Annotated in this window: 19 protein-coding genes and 1 pseudogene; 14 read left to right on the top strand and 6 right to left on the bottom strand. The window is 72.0% G+C overall.

The genetic code is table 11. From position 1 onward, the window contains the following. The first annotated feature begins 45 nt into the window (after positions 1–45). Both ACFRMN_RS25255 and ACFRMN_RS25250 read left to right on the top strand, forming a co-directional pair. Positions 46–1,140, top strand: a complete 1,095-nt coding sequence (locus ACFRMN_RS25255; protein WP_383023061.1) for an ATP-binding cassette domain-containing protein — start codon at positions 46–48, stop codon at positions 1,138–1,140. After that, positions 1,137–1,976 (top strand): ABC transporter permease, encoded by an 840-nt coding sequence (locus tag ACFRMN_RS25250; RefSeq protein ID WP_383023059.1) that lies wholly within the window; start codon positions 1,137–1,139, stop codon positions 1,974–1,976. Before ACFRMN_RS25255 ends, ACFRMN_RS25250 begins: the two co-directional genes overlap by 4 nt. Before the next feature lie 93 nt (positions 1,977–2,069). Here the strand turns inward: ACFRMN_RS25250 and serC are convergent, their stop codons facing one another. The 3 genes and pseudogenes from serC to ACFRMN_RS25235 form a co-directional block, all read right to left on the bottom strand. Next, entirely contained in the window at positions 2,070–3,188 is a 1,119-nt protein-coding gene (gene serC / locus ACFRMN_RS25245) for a phosphoserine transaminase (RefSeq protein WP_383023057.1), read from the bottom strand. Positions 3,189–3,437: 249 nt separating this feature from the next. Then, positions 3,438–4,154, bottom strand: coding sequence for an ATP/GTP-binding protein (locus tag ACFRMN_RS25240; RefSeq protein ID WP_383023056.1), 717 nt, complete (start codon positions 4,152–4,154; stop codon positions 3,438–3,440). Continuing rightward, positions 4,138–4,215, bottom strand: a pseudogene (locus ACFRMN_RS25235) (DUF742 domain-containing protein); the annotation flags it as partial. The gene ACFRMN_RS25240 and the pseudogene ACFRMN_RS25235, both read right to left, overlap by 17 nt. Positions 4,216–4,373: 158 nt before the next feature. Between ACFRMN_RS25235 and ACFRMN_RS25230 the strand changes: the two are divergent. Further along, positions 4,374–7,397 carry an FAD-binding and (Fe-S)-binding domain-containing protein gene (locus ACFRMN_RS25230; RefSeq protein WP_383023055.1) on the top strand — a complete coding sequence of 1,008 codons (3,024 nt, stop codon included), beginning with the start codon at positions 4,374–4,376 and terminating at the stop codon, positions 7,395–7,397. Positions 7,398–7,522: 125 nt separating this feature from the next. Here ACFRMN_RS25230 and ACFRMN_RS25225 read toward each other — a convergent pair whose 3' ends face one another. After that, the gene (locus ACFRMN_RS25225; protein ID WP_383023054.1) at positions 7,523–8,458 is read right to left on the bottom strand and encodes an alpha/beta fold hydrolase; all 936 of its coding nucleotides are present in this window, start codon (positions 8,456–8,458) and stop codon (positions 7,523–7,525) included. A gap of 300 nt (positions 8,459–8,758) precedes the next feature. Then, entirely contained in the window at positions 8,759–9,616 is an 858-nt protein-coding gene (locus ACFRMN_RS25220; protein WP_383023053.1) for a LysR family transcriptional regulator, read from the bottom strand. A 166-nt stretch (positions 9,617–9,782) separates the two neighbouring features. Between ACFRMN_RS25220 and ACFRMN_RS25215 the strand changes: the two genes are divergently transcribed. The 9 genes from ACFRMN_RS25215 to ACFRMN_RS25175 all read left to right on the top strand — a co-directional run bounded on the left by ACFRMN_RS25215 (position 9,783) and on the right by ACFRMN_RS25175 (position 21,717). Then, entirely contained in the window at positions 9,783–10,862 is a 1,080-nt protein-coding gene (locus ACFRMN_RS25215) for a DMT family transporter (protein ID WP_383023052.1), read from the top strand. A gap of 192 nt (positions 10,863–11,054) precedes the next feature. Continuing rightward, a complete protein-coding gene (locus tag ACFRMN_RS25210; protein ID WP_383023119.1) occupies positions 11,055–11,828 on the top strand; it encodes a TIGR03084 family metal-binding protein in 774 nt (257 codons plus the stop codon). Then, positions 11,825–13,708 carry an acyclic terpene utilization AtuA family protein gene (locus ACFRMN_RS25205; RefSeq protein WP_383023051.1) on the top strand — a complete coding sequence of 628 codons (1,884 nt, stop codon included), beginning with the start codon at positions 11,825–11,827 and terminating at the stop codon, positions 13,706–13,708. Before ACFRMN_RS25210 ends, ACFRMN_RS25205 begins: the two co-directional genes overlap by 4 nt. Continuing rightward, positions 13,705–15,303, top strand: a complete 1,599-nt coding sequence (locus ACFRMN_RS25200) for an acyl-CoA carboxylase subunit beta (protein ID WP_383023049.1) — start codon at positions 13,705–13,707, stop codon at positions 15,301–15,303. The genes ACFRMN_RS25205 and ACFRMN_RS25200 overlap by 4 nt, the downstream gene beginning before the upstream one ends. A 26-nt stretch (positions 15,304–15,329) precedes the next feature. Next, complete coding sequence (locus tag ACFRMN_RS25195) at positions 15,330–17,438, top strand: biotin carboxylase N-terminal domain-containing protein (protein WP_383023117.1); 2,109 nt, start codon at positions 15,330–15,332, stop codon at positions 17,436–17,438. Beyond that, a complete protein-coding gene (locus ACFRMN_RS25190; protein WP_383023047.1) occupies positions 17,435–18,592 on the top strand; it encodes an acyl-CoA dehydrogenase family protein in 1,158 nt (385 codons plus the stop codon). The genes ACFRMN_RS25195 and ACFRMN_RS25190 overlap by 4 nt, the downstream gene beginning before the upstream one ends. Before the next feature lie 118 nt (positions 18,593–18,710). Beyond that, on the top strand, positions 18,711–20,306 hold the full coding sequence (locus ACFRMN_RS25185) for a 4-coumarate--CoA ligase family protein (RefSeq protein WP_383023046.1): 1,596 nt from the start codon (positions 18,711–18,713) through the stop codon (positions 20,304–20,306). Continuing rightward, positions 20,303–21,067, top strand: coding sequence for an enoyl-CoA hydratase family protein (locus ACFRMN_RS25180; protein ID WP_383023044.1), 765 nt, complete (start codon positions 20,303–20,305; stop codon positions 21,065–21,067). The genes ACFRMN_RS25185 and ACFRMN_RS25180 overlap by 4 nt, the downstream gene beginning before the upstream one ends. A 116-nt stretch (positions 21,068–21,183) precedes the next feature. Beyond that, entirely contained in the window at positions 21,184–21,717 is a 534-nt protein-coding gene (locus ACFRMN_RS25175; protein WP_383023115.1) for a TetR/AcrR family transcriptional regulator, read from the top strand. A 104-nt stretch (positions 21,718–21,821) separates the two neighbouring features. Here ACFRMN_RS25175 and ACFRMN_RS25170 read toward each other — a convergent pair whose 3' ends face one another. Beyond that, positions 21,822–22,946 carry a citrate synthase 2 gene (locus tag ACFRMN_RS25170; RefSeq protein ID WP_383023043.1) on the bottom strand — a complete coding sequence of 375 codons (1,125 nt, stop codon included), beginning with the start codon at positions 22,944–22,946 and terminating at the stop codon, positions 21,822–21,824. A 343-nt stretch (positions 22,947–23,289) separates the two neighbouring features. On the opposite strand from ACFRMN_RS25170, the gene pdxH reads away from it, so the two are divergent. Next, positions 23,290–23,922 carry a pyridoxamine 5'-phosphate oxidase gene (gene pdxH / locus ACFRMN_RS25165; protein ID WP_383023114.1) on the top strand — a complete coding sequence of 211 codons (633 nt, stop codon included), beginning with the start codon at positions 23,290–23,292 and terminating at the stop codon, positions 23,920–23,922. 652 nt (positions 23,923–24,574) lie between these two features. After that, positions 24,575–26,068 carry a PAS domain-containing protein gene (locus ACFRMN_RS25160; RefSeq protein WP_383023041.1) on the top strand — a complete coding sequence of 498 codons (1,494 nt, stop codon included), beginning with the start codon at positions 24,575–24,577 and terminating at the stop codon, positions 26,066–26,068. The last annotated feature ends 16 nt before the right edge of the window (positions 26,069–26,084 follow it).

Raw genomic sequence — 26,084 nt, 5'->3', positions numbered from 1 at the left:
GGGTACGGTGTACTCTCATGTGGGTACGGTGTACTCAGTTGATCGATGGCTTGCCTGGGAGGGGCTGTGAACGAACACGCCGTGCTGGCGGAGGCGATCCAGAAGAGGTACGGGGAGAAAGGGAAGAAGGGGAAGAAGGGGAAGAAGGGAGGGACGTACGCGCTCGACGGCTTCGACCTCGCCGTGCGCAGAGGCACCGTCCACGGGCTGCTCGGGCCCAATGGCGCGGGCAAGACCACCGCGGTCCGGGTGCTGGCGACCCTGCTGCGGTTCGACGGCGGGCGGGCGGAGGTGGCGGGCGTCGATGTGGCGCGCGATCCCCGGGGCGTGCGGAGCAGGGTCGGGCTCGCCGGGCAGTACGCGGCGGTCGACGAGATCCTGACCGGCCGGCAGAACCTGGAGATGTTCGGCCGCCTCTTCCACCTGGGCTCGCGGCGGGCGGCGCTGCGCGCCGGTGAGCTGCTGGAGCAGTTCGATCTGGTGGAGGCGGGTGGCAAGGGCGTCGGGGAGTACAGCGGCGGGATGAGGCGGCGCCTGGACCTGGCCGCGTCGATGATCCTCGCCCCGCAGGTCCTCTTCCTCGACGAGCCGACGACCGGTCTCGATCCGCGCGGGCGTGGCGAGGTCTGGGACGCGGTCCGGGCCCTGGTGGCGGGTGGTACGACCGTACTGCTCACCACCCAGTATCTGGACGAGGCGGACAAGCTCGCCTCGCGTATCACGGTCATCGACCAGGGGCGGGCGATCGCGGACGACAGCCCCGCGGAGCTGAAGAACATCGTGGGCGGCGACCGGATCGAAGTCGTGGTGGCGGAACGCGCGGACATACCGGTGGCGGTCGAGGCGGTGGCGCGGGTGGCCGACGCGGCGGTGGAGACGGACGACGCGGCCCGCCGGGTGCACGCGGCGGTGAGCGACCGGGTGGCCGCGCTGACGGACGTGGCGCGCACACTCCAGGACCGGGGGACCGCGGTGGAGGACATCGGGCTGCGCAGGCCGAGCCTCGATGATGTGTTCCTCCGGCTGACCGGGCGCCGTACGGGCGTCGACGCCGACCTCGAATCCGGCCCGGACGGAGGTCCGGTCGGAGGTCCGGACGGGGACGTGTCCGCAGGCGTGAAGGAGGGGGTGGCGGCGTGAGTGTCGCGCTGGATCTGGAGACCGGGAGCGACTACGGAAGCAGCCATGGCCGGGCGTACTGGGCGGTGGCCGACTGCTGGAATGTCGTACGGCGAGGGCTTACGCACTACCAGCGCCAACCGGTCTATATCATCTGGCAGTTGGGCTTCCCGATCGTCTCCGTGCTGCTGTACGGGTATGTCTTCGGCAGCGCCATGAAGGTGCCGGGAGGCGGCGACTACCGGGAGTTCCTGATGCCCGGGATGTTCGCGATGACGATGGCCTTCGGCTTTATGAACACGGCGGTGGCGGTGGTCACCGACAGAGCCAAGGGGGTCATCGACCGGTTCCGGTCGATGCCGATGGCCCCGTCGGCGGTGGTCACGGGCCGGGGGGTCGGCGATCTGCTCACGGCGGTCGCGGAGCTGCTGATCCTGGCCGTGACGGCGTTCGTCATCGGCTGGCGGTGGGACAGCGGGTTCCTGGGCGCGCTCGGGGCCTTCGGACTGCTGCTGCTCCTGCGCTTCTCGCTGATATGGGTGGGGGTCTGGCTGGGGCTGCTGGTCCCCGGTCCGGAAGCGGCAGGGAACCTCTTCGTGGTCGCTTTTCCGCTCACGATGATCTCCAGCGTCTTCGTGGCGCCCTCGCTGATGCCTGACTGGCTGGGCACCGTGGCCGCGTGGAACCCGGTGTCCTCGACGGTGACGGCGACGCGGGAGCTGTTCGGCAATCCGGTGGCGAGCGGCGGCACCTGGCCGGAGGAGCACGCCCTGTTGCTGTCGGTGGCCTGGCCGCTGGCGCTGACGGCGGTGTTCGTACCGCTGGCGGTACGGAGGTTTCAGCGGCTGAGCAGATGAGACGAGCCCCGGGGGCGCATGCGACGGGCCCCGGCGCGGTGTGCGTGCGCCGGGGCCCGGGAAGCGAAGTTCCGGATCATCGGATCCGAACCGTCAGAGGCGTTCGATCACGTAGTCGATGCACTCCGTCAGCGCCGTGATGTCCGCCGGGTCGATCGCCGGGAACATCGCCACGCGCAGCTGGTTGCGGCCCAGCTTGCGGTAGGGCTCGGTGTCGACGATGCCGTTGGCGCGCAGCGTCTTGGCGACGGCCGCCGCGTCGATCTCGTCCGCGAAGTCGATCGTGCCGATGACCTGCGAGCGCTTCGCCGGGTCGACCACGAACGGGGTCGCGTACTTGGACGCGTCGGCCCATCCGTAGAGCGTGCGGGAGGAGGTGGCCGTACGGCGGACCGACCAGTCCAGGCCGCCCTGGGAGTTGAGCCATGTGAGCTGCTCGTTGAGGAGGAAGAGCGTCGCCAGCGCCGGGGTGTTGTACGTCTGGTTCTTCAGCGAGTTGTCGATCGCCGTCGGCAGCGAGAAGAACTCGGGGACATGGCGTCCCGAGGCGTGGACGCGCGCGGCGCGCTCCAGCGCGGCCGGCGAGAAGACGCCGATCCACAGGCCGCCGTCGGAGGCGAAGGACTTCTGCGGGGCGAAGTAGTAGACGTCCGTCTCGGAGATGTCGACCGGCAGGCCGCCGGCGCCGGAGGTCGCGTCGACCAGGACGAGCGAACCCGCGTCGGCGCCCGCGACGCGCTTGATCGGGGTCGCGACACCCGTGGAGGTCTCGTTGTGGGTGAGCGCGTAGACGTCGACGCCCGCCTCGGCCTTCGGGTCCGGGTGCGAGCCGGGGTCGGAGGAGATGACGGTCGGGTCGGCCAGCCACGGCGCGAGCTTCGCCGCCTTGGCGAACTTGGAGGAGAACTCACCGAAGGAGAGGTGCTGTGATTTGTTCTCGATCAGACCGTGCGTCGCGATGTCCCAGAAGGCGGTGGAGCCGCCGTTGCCCAGGATCACCTCGTAGCCCTCGGGGAGCTCGAAGAGGCTCCGTACGCCCTCGCGCACCGCGCCGACCAGGTTCTTGACCGGGGCCTGGCGGTGGGACGTACCGAGGAGCGACGTACCGGTGGCGGCCAGCGCGTCCACCGCCTCCGTCCGCACCTTGGAGGGGCCTGCGCCGAAACGGCCGTCGGCGGGCTTGATGTCAGCGGGAATCTCGATATCGGCCACGGGCCGGAGCGTAGTCGCTCCCGTAGCACGGCCGACAACCGTGTCCGTCGGGTGAGACACATCCGACTGGGGCGTGGATCAGGGGTTACGACGGGCCCGCTCGCGTTGTCGCCACCCGCCTCCGCGATCGGAGCTTCACCCTTAGGAGGTACGACGGCTGGAGAGTACGACGGCTGGAAAGCGCGACGGCGGGAGTGCGACCGCTGGGAGTGTGGCGGCGCCCTGATCTCCTCGGCGGTGAGCCGGTCGTTACGGGGCTGCCTCCGGGGCGACGACCTCCGGGGCGACCGCCTCCGGGGTGGTCTCCGCCTGCGCGTCCATGGCCGGGTCCGCCGCTCTCTTCGCCGCTCTCTCCTCGGACAGGGTATGGAGGTACTCGACGAGCGTGATCAGTACGTACTTGCTGGACGAGCGGTCCCGCGCGTCGCACTCCACCAGCGGCACGTCCGGCGGCAGAACGAGCGCCGCACGGATCTCCTCCTCGGTGTGCACGGGCCCGCCGAAGTCGTTGCAGGCCACGATGAAGGGAATGCCGTGGTGCTCCAGCCGGTCGATCGCGTACCACGAGTCGGAGAGCCGGCGGGTGTCGACGAGTACGACGGCGCCGAGCGTGCCGGAGAAGAGCCGGTCCCAGAGATACCAGAAACGTTCCTGCCCGGGAGCGCCGAAGAGATAGAGCACCGAGCGCGCGTCGAGGGAGATCCGGCCGAAGTCGAAGGCGACGGTGGTCGTGTTCTTCCGCTGGAGTCCGTCGAGCCCGGCGAGTTGGCTGATGTCCTGGCCCGCGCGCGTCATCGCCTCCTCGGTGTTGAGGGGACGGATCTCGCTGACGGAACGGACCATGGTCGTCTTGCCGACAGCGAAGCCGCCGACGATGACGATCTTCAGACCGTTGTCGGCGGTACTGGCCAGGGTCGGCCGGTCCGTTGACGGGCCGGCGGCCCGTTCGGAGGTTGCGGAGTCCAACGCGCACCTGCTCCAGGACGTGGGGATCGGGAAGGCGGTCGGCCGCCCGGGCCGTCCGGGGTGAGAGGCGCGGGCGCTGTTGGATAATGCTGAAACGGTGGCCACTATATGAGAATTGACGATCAGTGTGGGTGGTTCCTGTTTCCTTTCTTTGCAGTTCCGGGAGCGGCGAACCGGGAAGAACCGGGACGGTGAGCGCGTCCGGGGCATGCTGGATTCATGGCTGAGCGCGATACGCGGGATGGGCGAGATACACGCGACGCACGAAAAGCGGTGGCACCGGCCACGGAAGTGGCCGCGGCGCTGACGGCGGCCGTGCGCGGTGAGGTGGACTTCGGCGCGGCGGCCAGAGCGCTGACGACCATGGACGCGTCCAACTACCGGCGGGTGCCGGTCGGCGTCGTCGCCCCGCGTGACGCGGCGGACGTGGCGGCGGCGCTCGCGGTCTGCCGTAGGTACGGGGTGCCGGTGGTGCCGCGCGGCGCCGGGACCTCGATCGCCGGAAACGCCACGGGCCTGGGCGTGGTGCTCGACCTCACCCGCCATCTGCGGTCGATCGTGTCCGTGGACCCGGCGGCGCGCACGGCGGTCGTCCAGCCCGGCGTCGTCCTGGACGTGCTGCGCGAGGCCGTACGGCCGTACGGGCTGACCTTCGGACCCGATCCCTCCACGCACAGCCGGTGCACGCTCGGCGGGATGATCGGCAACAACTCGTGCGGAGCGCACTCGGTGGCCTGGGGGACGACCGCCGACAATGTCCACGAGCTGTCGGTGACCACCTACGGCGGCGCCGCACCGCGCCTCGGCAAGGGCTGGGACGGCGCCCCCGCCGGGCTGCGCGAGCTGGTCGAGGGCAATCTCGCGCCGCTGCGCACGGGCTTTCCCGCCGGGCTGCCCCGGCGGATCTCCGGATACGCGCTGGACGCGCTGCTGCCCGAGGCCGGCACCGATCTGGCCCGCGCCTTCTGCGGCAGTGAGGGCACGCTCGGGGTCGTCACCGAAGCGACGGTACGGCTCGTCGAGTCGCCCCCGGCCCGCGCCCTGGCCGTGCTCGGCTACCCGGACGAGAGCGCCGCCGCCGAGGCCGCGGCCGGGCTGCTCCCGTACGGGCCGCTGACGGTCGAGGGCATGTCCGAGGACCTGGTGCGCGTACGGGGCGACAGCGGGCACGGACTGCCGCGCGGCGGGGCCTGGCTGTTCGTGGAGACCGGCGGCGCGACGCCCGCCGAGGCGCGGGCCGCCGCCACCACGATCCTCCGGGCGGCCGACGCGCTGGACGGGACGGTCGTGACCGACCCGGCCGGGCAGCGGGCGCTGTGGCGCGTACGGGAGGACGCGGCCGGGACCGCGACCCGCATGCCCGACGACACGGAGGCGTGGCCCGGCTGGGAGGACTGCGCGGTGCCGCCCGCCCGGCTCGGCGCGTATCTGCGCGACTTCCGCGCGCTGCTCGCGGAACACGGTCTGCGCGGCACGCCTTACGGGCACTTCGGCGACGGCTGCATCCATGTCCGTATCGACTTCGATCTGCTGACCGGGGACGGGGTACGGCGCTTCCGGCGGTTCTCGGAGGAGGTGGCGTCGCTGGTCGTCGCGCACGGCGGCTCGCTCTCGGGCGAGCACGGCGACGGGTTGGCGCGCTCGGAGCTGCTGCCGAAGATGTACGGGGACGAACTGGTCGGGCTCTTCGGCCGGTTCAAGGACCTGTGGGACCCGGCGGGCGGGATGAACCCGGGTGTGCTGGCCCGCCCGGCCCGGCTCGACGAGAATCTGCGCTTCGCGGTGCTGCCGCGCGAGCGTGTCGAGGTCGCGTTCGGCTATCCGCACGACGGGCCGGGCGGAGGGGACTTCTCGGCGGCCGTACGCAGGTGTGTGGGGGTCGCCAAGTGCCGGGTCGGCGGACCGGGGTCAGGGACCGGGGTGAGCGGGCCAGGAGTGATGTGCCCGTCGTTCCGTGCGACGGGCGAGGAACAGCACTCCACGCGCGGGCGCGCGCGGCTGCTCCACGAGATGCTGGCGGGCGAGGTGGTGACGGACGGCTGGCGCTCGACGGAGGTACGGGACGCGCTGGACCTCTGTCTGTCCTGCAAGGGCTGCCGCAGCGACTGCCCGGTGGGCGTGGACATGGCCACGTACAAGGCGGAGTTCCTGCACCACCACTACGCGGGCCGGATGCGGCCCGCCGCGCACTACGCGATGGGCTCGCTGCCGCGCTGGCTGCGTCTGGCGGCGCCGTTCGCGCGGGTGCTGAACGCGGCGGCGCGGGTGTCCCCGCTGGCGTCGCTCGCCAAGCGGCTGGGGGGTATCACCCCGGAACGTGCGATTCCGCGGCTGGCGCCCGAGCCGTTCGGACGGTGGCTGGGGCGGCATATGAAGGCCCGTACGGAGGTCTTCGCGCGCAGCCGTTCCGCGGTCCTGTGGCCGGACACCTTCACCGAGTATCTGACGCCGTCGGTGGGCCGGGCGGCGGTACGGGTGTTCGAGGCGGCCGGGGTCGGTGTTGTCGCGCCGCCGCAGGGGGGCCGGGTCTGCTGCGGACTGACGTATGTGTCGACGGGCCGGCTCGACCGGGCGCGTACGGTCATGCGCCGCACGCTGGACCTGATGGAACCGCTGCTGGACGCGGGCCTGCCGGTCGTCGTCCTGGAACCGAGCTGCGCGGGCGCGCTCACCACGGACCTGCCGGAACTGCTCGGCGACGACCCGCGCGCGGCGCGGCTGGCCGCGTCCGTACGGACCTTCGCCCAGGCTCTGGAGGAGTGTGCGCCGCAGTGGCGACCGCCCCGTCTTGACCGTCCGGTCACCGGCCAGACGCACTGCCACCAGCACGCGGTCCTCGGCGACGAGGCGGACCGGCGATTGCGTGAACGCGCGGGCCTGACCGGCGAACTGAGCGGCGGCTGCTGCGGGCTGGCGGGCAACTTCGGTTTCGAACGGGGCCATTACGACGTCTCGGTGGCCTGCGCGGAGGACCAGTTGCTGCCGTCGGTGCGGGCGGCCGGAAACGGGGCGGAGATCCTGGCGGACGGCTTCTCGTGCCGTACCCAACTGGCGCAGCTGGGCGGACACCGGGCGCGGCACCTGGCGGAGGTGCTGGCGGAGGCGTTGAAGGAAGGGCCGCAGGAAGGGGTGAAGGAAGGGCCGCAGGAAGGGCCCAAGGAAGGGGTGAAGGGAGAGTTGACGGAGGAACCGACGGAGGAACCGACGGAGAGGCCGGCCGGGGGGCCGGCCGAGGGGCGGTGACGGGAGACGCGGTGACTGTGGCGTCCGCGCGCCGTGAACCGCCTGGGCCCCTCGGCCGGCTCCTCCGCGCCAGGCCGTGAGCCTCGGGCTTCGGCCGGCCGGCTGCTGTGCCCGCGCCGCACGCGTCAGCTCGCGGTGGGCCGTCGCCTGCGCGTCGCGGAGACCAGGCTCGCCCCCGCGATGACGGTCGCGCCGGCGACTCCGGCGATGACCGACGGGTTGGGGCCTGTGGAGGCCAGGGCCCCGTCCGGCTCTCCGCCCGCCGCCCGGGACCGGGCGGCGTCGAGGATCAGATCGGTGACGGCCCTGGGATTGGCGAGCATGGCGAGGTGCGGGGCGTTGATCTCGACTGTATGGGAGCGGGCCCGCTTCGCCTCGAAGCGCTCCAGCTCGGGGGAGATGGTCTTGTCCTGGGTGGAGACGAGGGCCCAGGAGGGGATGGTCTTCCAGGCGGCGGGGCCGGCCGTGTCGGCGAACGCCTGGGCGGCGATGGGGCGTTGTGTGGCCGCCAGTACCGCGGTGGTGGCCTCCGGCAGCGAGGCGGCGAACACCGGCCGGAACCGCTCGGGCTTGATGTAGAGATCGGTGCCGGTGGATCCGTCGGGCCGCGTGAACGGTACGGAGTTCGTGGCCGTACCGAGTTCGCTGCCCGGGAACTTGTCCGAGAGGACCGAGAGCACTTCGCCCTTGTCGGGCATCAGCGCGTTGATGTAGACAAGCGCCTTGACGTGCGGATTGCCGATCGCGGCGCCGCTGATCACCGCGCCGGCGTAGGAGTGGGCGACCAGAACGATCGGGCCCTTGATGCTTCTGAGGAAGCTGGCTATGTACGCCGCGTCGCCGTGCAGGCCGCGCAGCGGATTGGCGGGGGCCATGACGCGGTAGCCGTCGTTCTGCAGGTTCGGGACGACCTCGCCCCAGCTCGACGCGTCGGCGAAGGCGCCGTGCACCAGCACGATGGTGGGTTTGGCGGCGGTGACGCCGCGGCTCGCGGAGTGGTCGGCCGCGGCGGCGGCGTCCGCGGCGGGGATGGCGTTGACGAGCGCCGTCGCGGTGAACATCGCGGCGAGGGCGCACGCGTGGTGCGAACGTATCCGAGGGCCGGAACGTGGACCTCTCCTCGGGCCGGGACGCGAACGTATCCGGCGCCCGGGAGTGGATGGCATGTGCATGTCTCTCTCCTCTCTTGAGACGGGTGAGGGCGAGTCGACATCAGTGTGTTCACCCCCTGTCGAGGGGGCGCGCGGTGGCGGGCATGCGGGTGAACGGGGCGAGGCCGGGCGGGGTCGAGAGAGGTCGGGCGGGGGTCGGCGAGGTCGGGCGAGGCCGGGTCGGGCCGGGTCGGGCGCGGTCGGGCGGGGTCAGGCACCCGACGCCAGTTCGTGCGCCAGGGCCGCGAGATGGGGGATCGCCGGATGCGCGGCGCCCTCGCGCCAGACCAGGAAGACCTGGAGCGGCGGGGCATCGGGCAAGGGCCGGTAGGCGACCCCGGGGTGGGGGTGCACGGCGGCCGTCGAGGCGCCCGTGACGCCGATGCCGCGCGCCGCGGCGATGGTCATCAGCCAGTCGTCGGTGTTGGTGACCGTGACGGTGGTCGCCGGACCCGCCCCCGGCGGCCACAGCGCCGGACTCGTCGTGCCCGAGACCCGGTTGACGATCAGCGGCTGCGTCACCAGGTCCGCGAGCGTCAGGGACGTACGCGCGGCCAGCGGTCCATCGGCCGGGACCGCCGCTATCCGGGCCTCGGTGAGCAGCGGTTCCGTGACCAGCCCGGGTGTCGTCACCGGGCCGCGCAGCAGCGCCGCGTCGACCTCGCCCCGGGCCAGCCCGGCCGTACGGTCGTCGATCCGCAGCAGTTCGAGCGGGGTCTCAGGACGTTCCCGCTCCCAGCGGCGCAGCAGTGGCGTGGTGTACGGGCCGAAGGCCGACCACGCGTGGCCGAGTCGGAGCGGCCGGCGGCGCAGCCGTTCGGCGTCGAGGGCATCGTCGAACGCGGCGACCGCGGATGCCGCCCGGTCGCGGAAGGCGTGCCCCTCGGCGGTGAGGGCGAGATGGTGGGTGGAGCGCTCCGCGAGACGTACGCCGAGATGTTTCTCCAGCGCGGCGAGGGTGCGGGAGACGGCGGGCTGGGTGAGATGCAGCCGGGCCGCCGCCCTGGTCACGCTGGACTCCTCGGCGATGGCGAGGAAGCAGCGGAGATGGCGCAGCTCAATGCTCATGCGTCCAGAGCATAACGGCAGCCCAATCGGCATTTCACGGGGTGGACGCCGGGGTCGTAGCGTGATCGTGAACGACAGTCGTACAAGTGCAGTATGTTAGACCGCGAGTCCATTGAAGCGAACTGATCGTAGTGAACTGATCGAAGTGAACTGAGTGAGGAATCCGGTGGAAGAGCCGCGTACCGCTGTCGATGCCGCCGCCGCTGTCTCGCTGCCGGAAGCCGCTGGGTCTGTCCAGGTCGCCGGGTCTGTCCCCGCCGACGGGTCTGTCCCGGTCGACGGGTCCGGTCGGCCCGTCGGAGGCAAGCGGGCCCTCGGGCCCGTCGCCCTGGTCGTGGCCGGCGGGCTCTCCGTGCAGTTCGGTGCCGCTGTCGCCGTCCTCCTGATGCCCAGGACCGGCGCCCTCGGTGTCGTCTCGCTGCGGCTCGCGCTCGCCGCGATCGTGCTGCTCGCGGTCTGCCGGCCCGCCCTGCGCGGGCACTCGCGCGCGGACTGGGGCACGGTGATCGCCTTCGGCGCCGCCATGGCCGCGATGAACTGCCTCTTTTACCAGGCGGCCGACCGTATCCCGCTCGGCGCGGCCGTCACCCTGGAAGTCATCGGGCCGCTCGCGCTCTCCGTGATCGTCTCGCGGCGGCTGGTCAACCTCCTGTGGGCGGGGCTCGCGCTCGGCGGTGTGCTGCTGCTCAGCGGCGGCGGCTTCGACCGGCTCGACCCGGTGGGCGCGGCGTATGCGCTCGGGGCGGGTGCCATGTGGGCGACGTACATAGTCTTCAGCGCGCGCACCGGACGGCGCTTCCCGCAGGCCGACGGGCTGGCGCTGGCGATGGGGGTCGGCGCGGTGCTGGCCCTGCCGCTGGGCATCGTGGAGTCGGGCTCGAAACTGCTGGTGCCCTCCACGCTCGGGCTCGGCCTCCTGGTCGCGCTGATGTCCTCCGTCCTCCCGTACACCCTCGAACTGCTCGCCCTGCGGCGGCTGCCCGCCCCCACCTTCGCCGTGCTGATGAGTCTGGAACCGGCCATCGCGGCGACCGCCGGATTCCTCGTCCTGCACCAGGCTCTCTCCGCTACCGACGCGCTGGCGATCGCGCTGGTCATCGCGGCGAGCATGGGCGCGGTACGTACCCAGATCGGCGGCGGGAATCCGAAGCCGACGCCGACGCCGAAGTCGGTGGCGACGTCGAAGTCGGCGGCGAAGCCCGCCCCCGAGCCGGCCCCGGGCGAGGCCCGGGAAGAGGCCGGGTAGGCCGGGTAACGGCAAAGCAAGCACGCTTGATTGTTTCTCCGGGCGCTGCCATGCTCCGGGGCACGCACACCGCCGTGTCCCGAGGGGAGCGCATCCGTGTCCGACTCCGGCTCTGCCGCAGTGCCCAGCGATCCATCCAGCGAGCGGCCCACCGATCGGCCCACCCATCGGCCCACCGATCGGCCCGCCGATCTGCTCGGGGATCTGCACAGCGAGAGCGAGGAACTCGACCGGCTGGTCGCCCCGCTGGAGCCCGGGAGATGGCTTCTCGCGACCCCGTCACCCGGATGGTCCATCGCCCACCAGATCGCCCATCTGACCTGGACCGACTCCGCCGCGCTGCTCGCCGTGACGGACCCGGGGGCCTACGCGGGGGAGTCCCGTAAGGCCCTCGCGGCCCCCGACACCTTCGTCGACGAGGGCGCGGCGGCCGGCGCCGTACTCCAGCCTGCCGAACTGCTCGCCCGGTGGCGCGACGGCCGCGCGCGGCTGTACGGGGCCCTGCGCGGGGCGCCGCCCGGCGCACGCTTCCCCTGGTACGGGCCGCCGATGAGCGCCGCCTCGATGGCGACCGCACGGCTGATGGAGACCTGGGCGCACGGCCAGGACATCGCGGACGCGCTCGGCGTACGCCGCGAGCCGACCGCGCGGTTGCGCCATGTGGCGTGGATCGGCGTACGGGCCCGTGACTACGCCTATGCGGTACGGGGCGAGCAGCCGCCCGCCGGGCCGTTCCGCGTCGAACTGGCCGGTCCCCAAGGCGAGTTGTGGACGTACGGTCCCGAGGGTGCCGCCCAGCGCGTGACCGGGCCCGCGCTCGACTTCTGTCTGCTGGTGACCCAGCGGGCGCACCGCGCGGATCTCGCCGTACGGGCCGAGGGCGCTGACGCCGACGCGTGGCTGGATATCGCGCAGGCCTTCGCCGGACCGGCGGGTCCCGGCCGCGCGCCCAAGGGGGCCCGATGACGCCCCCTTCCCCGCCCGATTCCCCACCGGCTTCCCCGCACGCCTCTCCACCCGTTTCACTGCCCGCTTCCCCGCCCGGGGTTCTGCGGATCGGGAACGCCTCCGGCTTCTACGGCGACCGCTTCGACGCGCTGCGCGACATGCTCACGGGCGGCCCGCTCGACGTCCTCACCGGCGACTATCTCGCCGAGCTGACCATGCTGATCCTCGGCCGGGACCGGCTGAGGAACCCGGACGCGGGCTATGCGAAGACGTTCCTGCGGCAGCTGGAGGAGGGCCTTGGACTCGCCCACGAACGGGGCGTCAAGATCGTCACGAACGCGGGCGGACTGAACCCGGCCGGACTCGCCGCCGCCGTACGCGCGCTGGCCGCGCGGGTGGGCGTGCCGGTACGGGTCGCCCATGTCGAGGGGGACGATCTCCTTGCCCGCGGCGGCTGGGGCGACGGCGTCCTCACCGCCAACGCCTATCTCGGCGGCGCCGGAATCGCCGCCTGCCTGCGGGCCGGAGCCGATGTCGTGGTCACCGGACGCGTGACGGACGCGGCGCTGGTGACCGGGCCCGCCGCCGCCCACTTCGGCTGGGACCTCACCGGCACCGACGACCTCACCAGTACCGGCGACCTCAGCCGCCCACACGACCTCAGCCGCCCCGGCGACCCCGATCGCCCCGACAACCCCGCTCGCCCCGGCGATCTCGACCGCCCCGGCGATCTCGACGCGCTCGCGGGCGCGGTCGTCGCCGGGCATGTGCTGGAGTGCGGTACGCAGGCGACCGGCGGGAACTACTCCTTCTTCGCGCGGCACGACATACGCCGGCCCGGCTTCCCGCTCGCCGAGATCCACGCCGACGGCTCGGCGGTCATCACCAAGCACGACGGCACGGGCGGGGTGGTCGACATCGGTACGGTCACCGCGCAGCTGCTGTACGAGACCGGCGGCGCCCGGTACGCGGGACCCGATGTCACCGCGCGCCTCGACACCGTACGGCTGGACCAGGACGGGCCCGACCGCGTCAGGATCTCCGGCGTACGGGGCGAGCCGCCGCCCCCGGCCCTCAAGGTCGGCCTCAACCGGCTCGGCGGGCTGCGCAACGAGATCGTCTTCGTCCTCACCGGCCTCGACATCGACGCCAAGGCCCGGCTGGTGCGCGGCCAGATGGAGGACGCGCTCGCCGGACGGCGCCCCGCCGAGGTCCGCTGGGAGCTGGCCCGTACGGACCGGCCGGACGCCGACACCGAGGAGACCGCCAGCGCCCTGCTGCGCCTCGTCGTGCGCGACAGCGATCCGGAAGTGGTGGGCCGGGCCGTCAGCGGGGCGGCGATCGAGCTGGCGCTCGGCAGCTACCCCGGCTTCCATGTGACCGCCCCGCCGGGCAACGCCGTGCCGTACGGGGTCTTCGAGGCGGCGTACGCGGACGCGTCCGAGGTCGCCCATACGGCCGTGCTCCCCGACGGGCGACGCGTGGCGGTGCCCGCTCCCTTACGTACCAAGGCACTTGAGCCGGTCCCGGCGCCCCCGCCGCCGGAGCCGCTGCCCGCCGGCCTGCCCACCCGTCGCGCTCCTCTCGGGCTCGTCGTGGGCGCCCGCAGCGGCGACAAGGACGGCGACGCCAACGTCGGTGTCTGGGCGAGGAGCGAGGACGGCTGGCGCTGGCTCGCCCATACGCTGACGACCGACAGATTCCGTGAACTGATCCCGGAAAGCCGGGAGTTGACCGTCGTCCGTCATCTCCTGCCCCGGCTGCGCGCCGTCAACTTCACCGTCGAGGGGCTGCTGGGCGAAGGCGTCGCCGCGCAGGCCCGGTTCGATCCCCAGGCGAAGGCGCTCGGCGAGTGGCTGCGCGCCCGCCGCGCCGATATTCCGGAGGTCCTGTTGTGACCGTGCTCCCCTCGGCCCTCGACACCGCGTCCGCCGACTACGGCGCCCACCGCGCCGCCATGCTCGGCAAGCTCGACGAACTGGCCGCCGAGCACGCCAAGGCCCTGGCGGGCGGCGGGGAGAAGTATGTCGCCCGGCACCGCAAACGCGGCAAGCTGCTCGCGCGCGAGCGGATCGAGCTGCTGCTCGACCCCGACACCCCGTTCCTCGAACTGTCCCCGCTCGCCGCGTGGGGCAGCGACCATCCCGTCGGCGCGTCCATGGTCACCGGCATCGGAGTGGTCGAGGGCGTCGAATGTCTGATCACCGCCAACGACCCGACCGTACGCGGCGGAGCCTCCAACCCCTGGACGCTGAAGAAGGCCCTGCGCGCCAACGAGATCGCCTTCGCCAACCGGCTGCCCGTCATCAGCCTGGTCGAGTCCGGCGGCGCCGATCTCCCTTCCCAGAAGGAGATCTTCATCCCCGGCGGCGCCCTATTCCGCGACCTCACCCGGCTCTCCGCCGCCGGTATCCCCACCGTCGCGGTCGTCTTCGGCAACTCCACGGCGGGCGGGGCGTATGTCCCCGGGATGTCCGACCACACCGTCATGATCAAGGAACGGTCGAAGGTCTTCCTCGGCGGCCCGCCCCTGGTGAAGATGGCCACCGGCGAGGAGAGCGACGACGAATCGCTCGGCGGCGCCGAGATGCACGCCCGTACGTCCGGGCTCGCGGACCACTACGCGCTGGACGAACAGGACGCGATCCGGCGCGCGCGGCGGATCGTCGCCCGGCTCAACTGGCGCAAGGCGCACCCCGATCCCGGCCCGGCCGAGCCGCCGAAGTACGACGAGGACGAACTGCTCGGCATCGTCCCCGGCGATCTGAAGATCCCCTTCGATCCGCGCGAGGTCATCGCCCGGATCGTGGACGGCTCGGACTTCGACGAGTTCAAACCGCTGTACGGGCCGAGCCTGGTGACCGGCTGGGCGCGGCTGCACGGCTATCCGGTGGGGGTGCTCGCCAACGCGCGGGGAGTGCTGTTCTCCGCCGAGTCGCAGAAGGCCGCGCAGTTCATCCAGCTCGCCAATCAGCGCGACATCCCCCTCGTCTTCCTGCACAACACCACGGGCTACATGGTCGGCAGGGAGTACGAACAGGGCGGCATCATCAAGCACGGCGCGATGATGATCAACGCGGTCTCGAACTCCCGCGTCCCGCATCTTTCCGTGCTGATGGGCGCCTCGTACGGCGCCGGGCACTACGGCATGTGCGGCCGCGCGTACGACCCGCGCTTCCTCTTCGCCTGGCCCGGCGCCAAGTCCGCGGTGATGGGCCCGCAGCAGCTCGCCGGGGTCCTGTCGATCGTGGCGCGGGCCTCGGCGGCGGCGAAGGGGCAGCCGTACGACGAGGAGGGGGACGCGGCGCTGCGCGCGATGGTGGAGCGGCAGATCGAGTCCGAGTCGCTGCCGATGTTCCTCTCCGGGCGGCTGTACGACGACGGGGTCATCGACCCGCGCGACACCCGTACCGTCCTCGGCCTGTGTCTGTCCGCCGTCCACACCGCCCCGGTCGAGGGTGTGCGGGGCGGCTTCGGCGTCTTCCGGATGTGAGGTCCCAGATGATCGAGTCGTCCCAGATGATCGAGTCGTTGCTCGTCGCCAACCGGGGCGAGATCGCCTGCCGGGTCTTCCGGACCTGCCGCGAACGGGGGATCGCCACCGTCGCGGTCCACTCGGACGCCGACGCGGGCGCGCTGCACGTACGGGAGGCGGACGCGGCCGTACGGCTGCCGGGGGCCGCGCCCGCCGACACGTATCTGCGCGGCGACCTGATCGTGAAGGCGGCGCTCGCGGCGGGCGCCGACGCGGTGCATCCCGGGTACGGCTTCCTCTCCGAGAACGCGGAGTTCGCGCGGGCGGTGCTGGACGCGGGCCTCGTCTGGGTCGGGCCGCCGCCGGGCGCGATCGAGGCGATGGCGTCCAAGACCCGGGCGAAGAAGCTGATGGCGGCGGCGGGCGTACCGCTGCCGGCGCCGGTCGATCCGGCCACCGCCACCGGGGCCGACCTGCCGCTGCTGCTGAAGGCGGCGGCGGGCGGCGGTGGCCGCGGGATGCGGATCGTGCGTGAACTGGCCTCTCTGGAGGAGGAGTTGAAGGCCGCTTCGGCGGAGGCGGCGTCCGCGTTCGGGGACGGGGAGGTGTTCGCCGAGCCGTATGTGGAGCGCGGCAGGCATGTGGAGGTGCAGATCCTGGCGGACGCGCACGGCACGGTGTGGGCGCTGGGCACCCGGGACTGCTCCCTGCAACGCCGGCACCAGAAGGTGATCGAGGAGTGCCCGGCGCCCGGTCTCCCGGACGAGCTGCGTGCGGTACTGCGGGAGGCGGCCGTGGCCGCGGCCCGCGCGGTCGACTACCGGGGCGCGGGCACGGTCGAGTTCCTGATCTCACCCGAGGGGCGGCCGTACTTCCTGGAGATGAACACCCGCCTCCAGGTCGAACACCCGGTGACGGAAGAGGTGTTCGGGCTGGATCTGGTGGCCCTGCAACTCGCGGTCGCGGAGGGCGCGGCGCTTGAGGCGGAGCCGCCGGCCGCCCAGGGGCATGCGGTGGAGGCGCGGCTCTACGCGGAGGATCCGGCGGCGGGGTGGGCGCCCCGGACGGGACGGCTGCACGCGCTGGAGGTGCCGGGGCAGGAGCCGGTACGGGCGCCGGGGCCGGTAGCGGGCCGGGTGGCGGGTCAGGCGGTGGGGCCGGTGGCGGGCCCGGCGTCGGGCCAAGTGGTGGCGGGGCCGGTGGCGGGCCCGGCGTCGGGGCTTGTGCCGATGGCCGCCCCCGCGCCACGCCTGCGCGTCGACACCGGTTACACGCACGGCGACACCATCGGGACGCACTACGACGCCATGCTCGCGAAGGTCATCGTCTGGGCCCCCACGCGCGCCGAGGCGCTGCGCGGGCTCCGGCACGCGCTGCGACGCGCCCGGGTGCATGGCCCCGGCACCAACCGGGAACTGCTCGTACGGTCGCTCGGCCACCCCGATGTCACCGACGCGCGGTTCGACACCGGGTTCTACGAACGGCATCTGGACGCGCTCACCGCCCCGGGCCCCGGCGAGCGGCACGCCGCCGTCGCCGCCGCGCTCGCCGACGCGGCGGCACGTACCACCGGTGACACGCTGCCCGCGCGGCTCGGCGGCTGGCGCAATGTGGGCGCGCCCGCGCAGCGCAAGACGTACGGGGACCACGAGGTGCGCTACCGGGCCACCCGGGACGGATTCGTCGTGGAGGCCGACGAAGGCGACGAGGTGCGAGTGGTCGCCGCCTCTCCTCACCGCGTCAGCCTCGAAATCGGAGGTGTCGTACGGCACTTCGACGTCCGTACGTACGGCGACGAGGTCCATGTGGACAGCGCCACCGGCGCGTACCGGCTGATCGCCCGGCCCCGGTTCACGGGAGCCGACCACCGCACCCCACCCGGATCGCTGCTCGCCCCGATGCCCGGAACCGTCGTACGGCTGGCCCCAGGGCTGGCCGAAGGCGCTCGGGTCACGGCCGGGCAGCCGCTCATCTGGCTGGAGGCCATGAAGATGGAGCACCGCGTCACCGCTCCCGCCTCCGGCACGCTCACCGCGCTCCATGCCGTCCCCGGCCGCCAGGTCGAGGTCGGCGCCCTGCTCGCCGTCGTCACCGGCACAGACGCACAGGACGCACAGGACGCCCAGGACGCCCAGGAGGAATCGTCACCATGAGCCGAAGCACCCGAAGTGGCCACAGCAGCGTCATCGAGAGCGAAGAGCACACCGCACTGCGCGCCGCCGTCGCCGCCCTCGGCCGGCGCCACGGACGCGGATACGACCGCGAGACCCTGTGGCGCGAGGCCGGCAAGCTCGGCTACCTCGGCGTGAACCTCCCCGAGGAGTACGGCGGCGGAGGCGGCGGGATCGCCGAACTCTCCCTCGTACTTGAGGAGTTGGGGGGAGCCGGCTGCCCGCTGCTGCTGATGGTCGTCTCGCCCGCCATCTGCGGCACCGTGATCTCCCGCTTCGGTACGGACGAGCAGAAGCGCCGGTGGCTGCCCGGTCTCGCGGACGGCTCCCTCACCATGGCCTTCGGCATCACCGAACCCGACGCCGGCTCCAACTCCCACCGGATCACGACCACCGCGCACAGGGACGGCGACGACTGGGTGCTGAACGGCCGCAAGGTCTTCATCTCCGGCGTCGACATCGCCGACGCGACCCTCGTCGTCGGCCGTACCGAGGACGCGCGGACCGGCAGCCTCAAGCCGTGTCTGTTCATCGTCCCCCGCGACACCGCGGGCTTCCACCGCTCCCTGATCGAGATGGAACTCCAGGCCGTGGAGAAGCAGTTCGAGCTGGTCCTCGAAGACGTACGGGTGCCCGCCGACGCGCTCGTCGGCGACGAGGACGCCGGACTGCTCCAGCTCTTCGCCGGGCTCAACCCCGAGCGGATCATGACCGCCGCCTTCGCCCTCGGCATGGGCCGCTACGCGCTGGACCGGGCCGTCGAGTACGCGAAGACCCGCCAGGTGTGGAAGGAGCCGATCGGCGCCCACCAGGCCATCGCGCACCCGCTCGCCCAGGCCCATATCGAACTCGAACTGGCGCGCCTCATGATGCGCAAGGCCGCCCACCTCTACGACGCGGGCGACGACACCGGCGCGGGCGAGGCCGCCAACATGGCCAAGTACGCAGCCGGGGAAGCCTGTGTCAGGGCCGTCGACCAGGCCGTACACACCCTCGGGGGCAACGGGCTCACTCGTGAGTACGGTCTGGCGTCCCTCATCACCGCCGCCCGGGTGGCCCGGATCGCGCCCGTCAGCCGGGAAATGATCCTGAACTACGTATCCCATCAGTCCCTGGGTCTCCCCAAGTCCTACTGAAACAGGGGATTCTGTCCCTCCCAGTACGTCAGTACGTGCACGCGTCGAGTACGTCCACGCGTCAAGTATGTCCACGCGTCGAGTACGTCCACGCGTCCACCGCGTCGAAGGGGTCGTCATGGTGTTCCACAGTGAGTACGCGGATGTCCCGGCCGTCGAACTGCCCATCCACGAGGCCGTGCTCGGCCAAGCCGCCGCGTACGGCGACACCGTCGCCCTCGTCGACGGTGTGACCGGTACGAGCACGACGTACGCCGAGCTCGACGCCCTCCACCGCCGGATCGCCGCCGCGTTCACCGACGCCGGGGTGCGCAAGGGGGACGTCCTCGCCCTGCACAGCCCGAACACCGTGGCGTATCCCGCCGTCTTCTACGCCGCCACGCGCGCCGGCGCCTCCGTCACCACCGTCCATCCCCTCACCACCCCCGAAGAACTCGCCACCCAGCTGCGCGACTCCTCCGCCCGCTGGATCGTCACCGTCTCGCCGCTGCTCGACGCGGCCCGCAGATCGGCCGAACTCGTCGGCGGCATCGAGGAGATCTTCGTCTGCGACCGGGCGCAGGGGCACCGTTCGATCCTGGACCTGGCACGGTCGACGGCTCCCGAACCCGAGATCGCCATCGACCCGGCCGAGGACATCGCGGCCCTGCCGTACTCCTCCGGCACCACCGGAGTCCCCAAGGGCGTCATGCTGACGCACCGCTCGATCGCCACCAATCTCGCGCAGCTCGAACCGGTCATGCCCATGGGGCCGGGCGACCGTATCCTCGCCGTCCTGCCGTTCTTCCACATCTACGGCCTGACCGCCCTGATGAACGCGCCGCTGCGGCACGGCGCGACGGTCGTCGTCCTGCCCCGCTTCGATCTCGACCAGTTCCTCGCGGCCATCGAGAAGCACCGCGTCAACGGCCTGTACGTCGCCCCGCCCATCGTCCTCGCGCTGGCCAAGCACCCGGCCGTCGCGCGGTACGACCTCTCCTCGCTCGACTACATCCTGAGCGCCGCCGCCCCGCTGGACGCCCGGCTCGCCGCCGCCTGTTCGGCCCGGCTGGGACTCCCGCCCGTACGCCAGGCGTACGGCATGACAGAGCTGTCACCCGGCACGCATGTCGTGCCGCTGAGCGCGCGGAACCCGCCGCCGGGCGCCGTCGGCAAGCTCCTGCCCGGTACGGAGATGCGCGTCGTCGCGCTGGACGACCCCGACAAGGACCTCGACCCGGGCGCCGAGGGCGAGATCCTTCTACGCGGCCCGCAGGTCATGAAGGGATATCTCGGCCGGCCCGACGCCACCGCCGAACTGATCGACGCCGCGGGCTGGGTGCACACCGGCGATGTCGGCCGGGTGGACGCCGACGGCTGGCTCTTCGTCGTCGACCGGGTCAAGGAGCTGATCAAGTACAAGGGATTCCAGGTCGCCCCCGCCGAACTGGAGGCGCTGCTGCTCACCCATGAGCGCATCGCGGACGCGGCGGTGATCGGGGTCCACGACGAGGACGGCGAAGAGGTGCCCAAGGCATACATTGTTCGTCAGTCGGGTGCGGATGTGCTCACGGCGGAGGACGTCATGGCGTTCGTCGCGGAACACGTCGCCCCGTACAAGAAGGTCCGCCGGGTCGAATTCGTCGGAGGCGTACCCCGCGCCGCTTCCGGAAAGATCCTCAGACGTGAACTGAGAGACAGGGAAGCGCGGGACCGCGAGAGGAAGAACACGTGACGCAGACCCAGCCACCGGCGTCCGGGCCCGCGCTGGTCACCACGGCGCACGAGCGGGGCATCACCACCCTGACCCTGGACTCACCGGCGAACCGCAACGCCCTGTCGGCGCGGCTCGTCGACGCGCTCGGCGACGCCCTCACGGCCTGCGCCAAGGACCCCGCCGTACGGGCCGTGCTGCTCACCCACACCGGCACCACCTTCAGCGCGGGCGCCGACCTGAAGGAACCGGCCAACCCGTACACCTTCATCGCCCTGATGCGGCAGATCGTGGAACTGCCCAAGCCGGTCGTCGCGCGCGTCAGCGGCCATGTCCGGGCCGGCGGCATCGGGCTGCTCGGCGCCTGCGACATCGCCGTCGCCGACCGTACGTCCGACTTCGCCTTCACGGAGGTACGGATCGGGGTCGCCCCGGCCGTGATCTCGCTGCCGCTCCTGCCCCGCGTCGAACCGCGCGCGGCGGCCCGCTACTACCTCACGGGCGAGCGCTTCGACGCCGAGCGCGCCGCCACCGCCGGGGTGATCACCGAAGCCGCGGACGATGTGGACGCGGCGCTCGCGCCCGTACTCGACGGACTGCGCAGGGCCTCGCCACAAGGGCTCGCCGAATCCAAGAAGCTGCTGACGGTCGGGGTACTGGACGCCTTCGAGCGGTACGCCGAGGATCTTGTCCAGCGCTCCGCCTCGCTCTTCGTGACGGCGGAGGCCCGCGAGGGCATTGCGGCGTTCCTCGAACGGCGGGACGCCTCGTGGGTGCGATAGGGCCCGCCGGGACCGCGCCGAAACCCGCCGGGACCGGGCGCAAACCTGCCAGGACCGCGCCGAAACCCGCCGGGACCGCGCCCAAACAGGACCGCAGCCGCGCCACCCGGCGCAGACTGCTGGAGGCCGCCGTGGCCTGCCTCGCCGAGTACGGCTGGGCGGGCTCCACCGTCGCCGTCGTCGCCGAGCGCGCGGGCGTCTCGCGCGGGGCGGCGCAGCACCACTTCCCGACCCGCGAGGACCTGTTCACGGCGGCCGTCGAGTACGTGGCGGAGGAACGGTCCTCCGCGCTGCGCGCCCTGGTCCCGGCGGGGCCGGCGCACCGCCGCGCGGCGGTCGAGGGCATCGTCGCGCTCTATACGGGCCCGCTGTTCCGCGCGGCACTGCACCTGTGGGTCGCGGCCTCCGACGAGGACCAGCTGCGGCCCCGCGTCACCGAACTGGAGGCCCGGGTCGGCCGCGAGTCCCACCGGATCGCGGTCGAACTGCTGGGCGCCGACGAGTCCGTGCCCGGCGTACGCGAGACCGTGCAGGGGCTGCTCGACATGGCGCGCGGCCTGGGCCTGGCGACGCTGCTGACGGACGACACGCGGCGGCGGGAGCGGGTCGTCGCGCAGTGGGCGCTGATCCTGGACGGCGTGCTCGGCTGAGGGACCTGGCTGCCCCGTCGGGCGGTCCGACAGGGCAGCCAGGTCCGTTCACGGTTCACGGTTCGCCGTTCGCCGTTCGCCGTTCACCGCTCACCCGTCGGCTCTCAGCGTGAGATCGCGTCGAACCCCTCGATCTCACGCGGGCTCCGCGTCCTCGGTCCCACATAGCGCGCGGAAGGACGCACCAGCCGGCCCGTGCGCTTCTGCTCCAGGATGTGCGCCGACCAGCCGGCCGTACGGGCACAGGTGAACATCGACGTGAACATGTGCGCGGGGACCTCCGCGAAGTCGAGCACGATCGCCGCCCAGAACTCCACGTTCGTCGCGAGTACCCGGTCGGGCCTGCGCGCGTGCAGCTCGTCCAGCGCGGCCTTCTCCAGCGCCTCCGCCACCTCGAACCGCGGCGCGGCCAGCTCGCGAGCCGTACGCCGCAGCACCCGCGCCCGCGGGTCCTCGGCCCGGTAGACCCGGTGCCCGAAGCCCATCAGCCGCTCGCCCTTGTCCAGGGCCCGCTTGACGTACGCCGTCGCGTCGCCCGTGCGCTCGATCTCCTCGATCATGCCGAGGACCCGCGAGGGCGCCCCGCCGTGCAGCGGCCCCGACATGGCGCCGACCGCACCCGACAGCGCCGCCGCCACATCGGCGCCCGTGGACGCGATGACCCGGGCGGTGAACGTGGAGGCGTTCATTCCGTGCTCGGCGGCCGACGTCCAGTAGGCGTCGACGGCCCGCACATGCCGGGGGTCGGGCTCACCGCGCCAGCGGATCATGAAGCGCTCGACGACGGACTCGGCTTTGTCGATCTCCCGCTGCGGCACCATCGGCACCCCCTGCCCACGGGCCGACTGGGCGACGTACGAGAGCGCCATCACCGCCGCACGCGCCAGATCGTCACGGGCCGTCCGCTCATCGATGTCGAGAAGCGGTTTCAGCCCCCACACGGGTGCGAGCATCGCCAGCGCGGACTGTACGTCGACCCGGATGTCACCGGAGTGGATCGGGATCGGGAACGGCTCCGCGGGCGGCAGACCGGGCGCGAACGCCCCGTCGACCAGCAGCCCCCACACATTGCCGAAGGACACCTGGCCGACCAGGTCCTCGATATCGACGCCCCGGTAGCGGAGCGAGCCGCCCTCCTTGTCCGGTTCGGCGATCTCCGTCTCGAACGCGACGACTCCTTCGAGTCCGGGGACGAACGAATTGTCCAAGGAGGTGTCGGAAGCGGACATGAGGCGGCTCCTCTGAGGGTGGGGGCGGACTTCGGCGGGTCGGTCACCCCGGTGGATGCCCCCTGCGGCAGCCGTCCGGGAGTCAGGAACGTCCGGGAGGCAGGAACGATAGCCCCTGGTGTACGAAGGCCACAGTGGCCTGCCCCAAGATTTTGGCGGGTTCCTCCGATGCGGGGAAGCGTGATAACCGGCACACTGCCAGACTTCCTCCCCAAGGGATTAGCGGCATCCGGTGCCGGGGAAACTAGGGCTGCGGCAGGATGACCGTGTGCCTTACGAGACCCCGGATTCCGTCGATCCCGCCGACGCCGCAGATCCCGCAGATCCCGCCGATCCAGCCGCCATGCGCGAGCAGTACCGCACCACTCCGCTGCTGGAGAAGGACCTCGCGCCCGCTCCGACCGACCAGTTCGCCCGCTGGTTCAAGGAGGCCGTGGCCGGTGACCTCCACGAGCCGAACGCGATGGTCGTCGCGACGGCCACCCCCGACGGCCGGCCCTCCTCGCGCACGGTGCTGCTGAAGGCATACGACGACCGGGGCTTCGTCTTCTTCACGAACTACACGTCCCGCAAGAGCGGCGAGATCGGGTCGAATCCCTTCGTCTCGCTGCTCTTCCCCTGGCACCCCATGGCCCGCCAGATCATCGTCACGGGCACCGCCGCGCGCACCGGCCGCGACGAGACAGCCGCGTACTTCCGCACCCGCCCCCACGGCTCCCAGCTGGGCGCCTGGGCCAGCGACCAGTCCAGCCCGATCGCCTCCCGCGAGGAACTGCTCCATCGCTACGACGAGCTGGCATCCCGCTACCCGGAGGACGAGCGCGTACCGGTGCCCCCGCAGTGGGGCGGCTACCGCGTCAGACCGGAGACCGTCGAATTCTGGCAGGGCCACGAGAACAGGCTCCACGACCGGCTGCGCTACGTACGTGACGGCGACGGCGACGGCGGCTGGCGGGTGGAGCGGCTCTGCCCGTAGATCCCACGGCCCGTAGATCCCACGGCCCGTAGATCTCACGGCCCGTAGAGCCTTGGCCCGTAGACCCATGGAAAACCCGCGGGAAAAGCAGAACCCCGCGGGCTCGGGTTCCTCCGAAGAGAAGCCGGCCGGACGTACCGGCGAGCCCGCGGGGCGGTGACTGCTTTGGATTGGGCCGGCGGTTACCGGCTCCGCACTGAGTACGACAACGGGCCGTCAGCCCGCAGCCACCTCACGAGTCCGGAAAGAAATCACTTCCGAATCACCTCCTTTCAGTGTGTGCCACACATTAGGAGGGGCCTCGAAGACTCTCAAGCGATTTTCGTGAGGGAGTTCCGGGAGGGGCCTCCGGCCGAGGTGATGAGGCGGTGCCGACCGTTGGCACGGCCGGAGACACGGCCGGAGACACGGCCGGTCCAGACCCCGGTAGCCGGAGGATTTCCGGCCCGCGCTCGAAGGAAGCCGGGTACGCTCGTATGTGTGTTCCTCGTCGAAACCCTGATCGACTGACCATGGCGTGTGGTAGCCGGTGTGCGGGACCGCTTTTGGGGTGCGACGATTTCGGGGAACCTTGTGTGTGCTGAGTCACGTTCGAGTTGAATGATCGGACGTGCGTCAGCACAGGCGGAGACGCCCTGCAGGGGGTGCCAGGATGAGTGCTTCTCGGAGTGAGACCACCGATCCGCGCGGGCCGGACGAGCCGGAGCCCGATCCCGAATCGGAGAGCGGTGCCGGAGCCGATGCCGGGGCGGGCGGCGGGGGCGGGGCGGAGCGGGATGACGCCGGGTCCGATCTGCTCGCGGCGTTGCTCGACGGTATGGACGCGGCTCTGTGTGCCTTTGACGCGCAGGGCGTGATCACTCACTGGAACCGCGAGGCCGAGCGGATACTCGGCTGGTCCGCCGAGGAGGCCGTCGGACGGCAGGGCTTCGCCGGATGGGCCGCGCGGAGCGCCGACGCGGACGAGGTGCAGGCGCGGCTGATGGCCGTGATGGAGACGCCGGGGCGGCAGGTGGACGAGTTCGCGCTGCTGCGCAAGGACGGCGGCAGGGTGCTGATACGGACCCAGTCGTCCGGGATGCGCGGGGCCGACGGCAAGCCCGCCGGGGTCTACAGCGCCTTCAGCGAGGTCCATGAGCAGATCGATCTGGAGCGGTCCATCGCGCTGAGCGAGGCACTTTTCGACGACGCGTCCTGGGGTGTCGTACTCGTGGACGTCGATCTGCGGCCGACCGTCGTCAACGGATACGCGGCGCGCGCCTTCGGCTCCGGGCGGGTCTCGGTGCTCGGGCGGCCGTTGGGTGAGCTGGTCGTGCAGGGTGTCGAGGAGGTGGAGGCCGCGCTCCACCATGTGCTGGCGGAAGGGGCGCCGAAGTCGCCCGCCGAGCTGTGGGTGTCGGTCCCCACGGCGGACGGGGAGCGGCGGCGCTGCTGGCGCAGCGGATTCCTGCGGCTGGCGTCTCCGCTGGCGGAGGAGCCGGTGCCGCTGGGCGTGGGATGGATGTTCCAGGATGTGACGGAGTCGAAGCTGGCGGCGCAGGAGGCGGACCGGCTGCGGTTCCGTTCCAGCCAGTTGTACCGGGCGGGGCGCGCGGCGGCGGAGTGCGAGGACCCGTTGGAGGCGGCGACGGTCTATCTGGACTTCGCGCTGGCGGGTTTCGCGGATCACGCGCTGATCGACTTGGTGGCGGGGGAGCGGCCGGACGGGGCGGCGGCGGCTCCCGTACGGCTGGTGCGGGTGGTGGAGACACCGTCCGGTGGCGGGTCGGGGCCGGGTATGCCCGTAGAGACGGGCGGGATACCGGTGCGGTACGTGACCGGGCATCCGGCGCTTCAGGCGATGGACCGCAACGGCTCGGTCCGCGCGAGCGCTCCCGGCGCGTCAGCCGGTTCCGCGGCCTCCGCGCAGACGCAGGCGGCGGGCGCCGTCCCCTCCCCGACCTGGGCGACTTCGCGGCAGTGGCCGGCGGACTCGGTGCACGCCCTGTGTACGGTGCTGCGCAGCCGGGGCCGGTCGCTGGGTGTGGTGACGTTCCTGCGGGGAGCGAGCCGGGCCGCCTTCGAGCGGCCGGACGCGGTGTACGCGGAGGATGTCACGATCCGCGTGGCGGCGGCCCTGGATCTCTTCGGCGTCCTGTCCGACTGAGACGGCATCCTGGGCC

Origin of the sequence: Streptomyces sp. NPDC056835 (genome assembly GCF_042789485.1) — a bacterium.
Classification (GTDB): Bacteria; Actinomycetota; Actinomycetes; order Streptomycetales; family Streptomycetaceae; genus Streptomyces.
The sequence above is the reverse complement of the archived record's forward strand: the minus strand, read 5'-3'. Positions and strand labels throughout refer to the sequence as shown.

What these genes read in the sequence shown, in the direction of transcription:
- ACFRMN_RS25170 (WP_383023043.1), bottom strand. Translation starts at nt 22,946, where the DNA reads ATGTCCGCTTCCGACACCTCCTTGGACAATTCGTTCGTCCCCGGACTC.
- ACFRMN_RS25190 (WP_383023047.1), top strand. Translation starts at nt 17,435, where the DNA reads ATGAGCCGAAGCACCCGAAGTGGCCACAGCAGCGTCATCGAGAGCGAA.
- ACFRMN_RS25230 (WP_383023055.1), top strand. Translation starts at nt 4,374, where the DNA reads ATGGCTGAGCGCGATACGCGGGATGGGCGAGATACACGCGACGCACGA.
- pdxH (WP_383023114.1), top strand. Translation starts at nt 23,290, where the DNA reads ATGCGCGAGCAGTACCGCACCACTCCGCTGCTGGAGAAGGACCTCGCG.
- ACFRMN_RS25225 (WP_383023054.1), bottom strand. Translation starts at nt 8,458, where the DNA reads ATGTTCACCGCGACGGCGCTCGTCAACGCCATCCCCGCCGCGGACGCC.
- ACFRMN_RS25195 (WP_383023117.1), top strand. Translation starts at nt 15,330, where the DNA reads ATGATCGAGTCGTTGCTCGTCGCCAACCGGGGCGAGATCGCCTGCCGG.
- ACFRMN_RS25255 (WP_383023061.1), top strand. Translation starts at nt 46, where the DNA reads ATGGCTTGCCTGGGAGGGGCTGTGAACGAACACGCCGTGCTGGCGGAG.
- ACFRMN_RS25185 (WP_383023046.1), top strand. Translation starts at nt 18,711, where the DNA reads ATGGTGTTCCACAGTGAGTACGCGGATGTCCCGGCCGTCGAACTGCCC.
- ACFRMN_RS25205 (WP_383023051.1), top strand. Translation starts at nt 11,825, where the DNA reads ATGACGCCCCCTTCCCCGCCCGATTCCCCACCGGCTTCCCCGCACGCC.
- ACFRMN_RS25160 (WP_383023041.1), top strand. Translation starts at nt 24,575, where the DNA reads ATGAGTGCTTCTCGGAGTGAGACCACCGATCCGCGCGGGCCGGACGAG.
- ACFRMN_RS25220 (WP_383023053.1), bottom strand. Translation starts at nt 9,616, where the DNA reads ATGAGCATTGAGCTGCGCCATCTCCGCTGCTTCCTCGCCATCGCCGAG.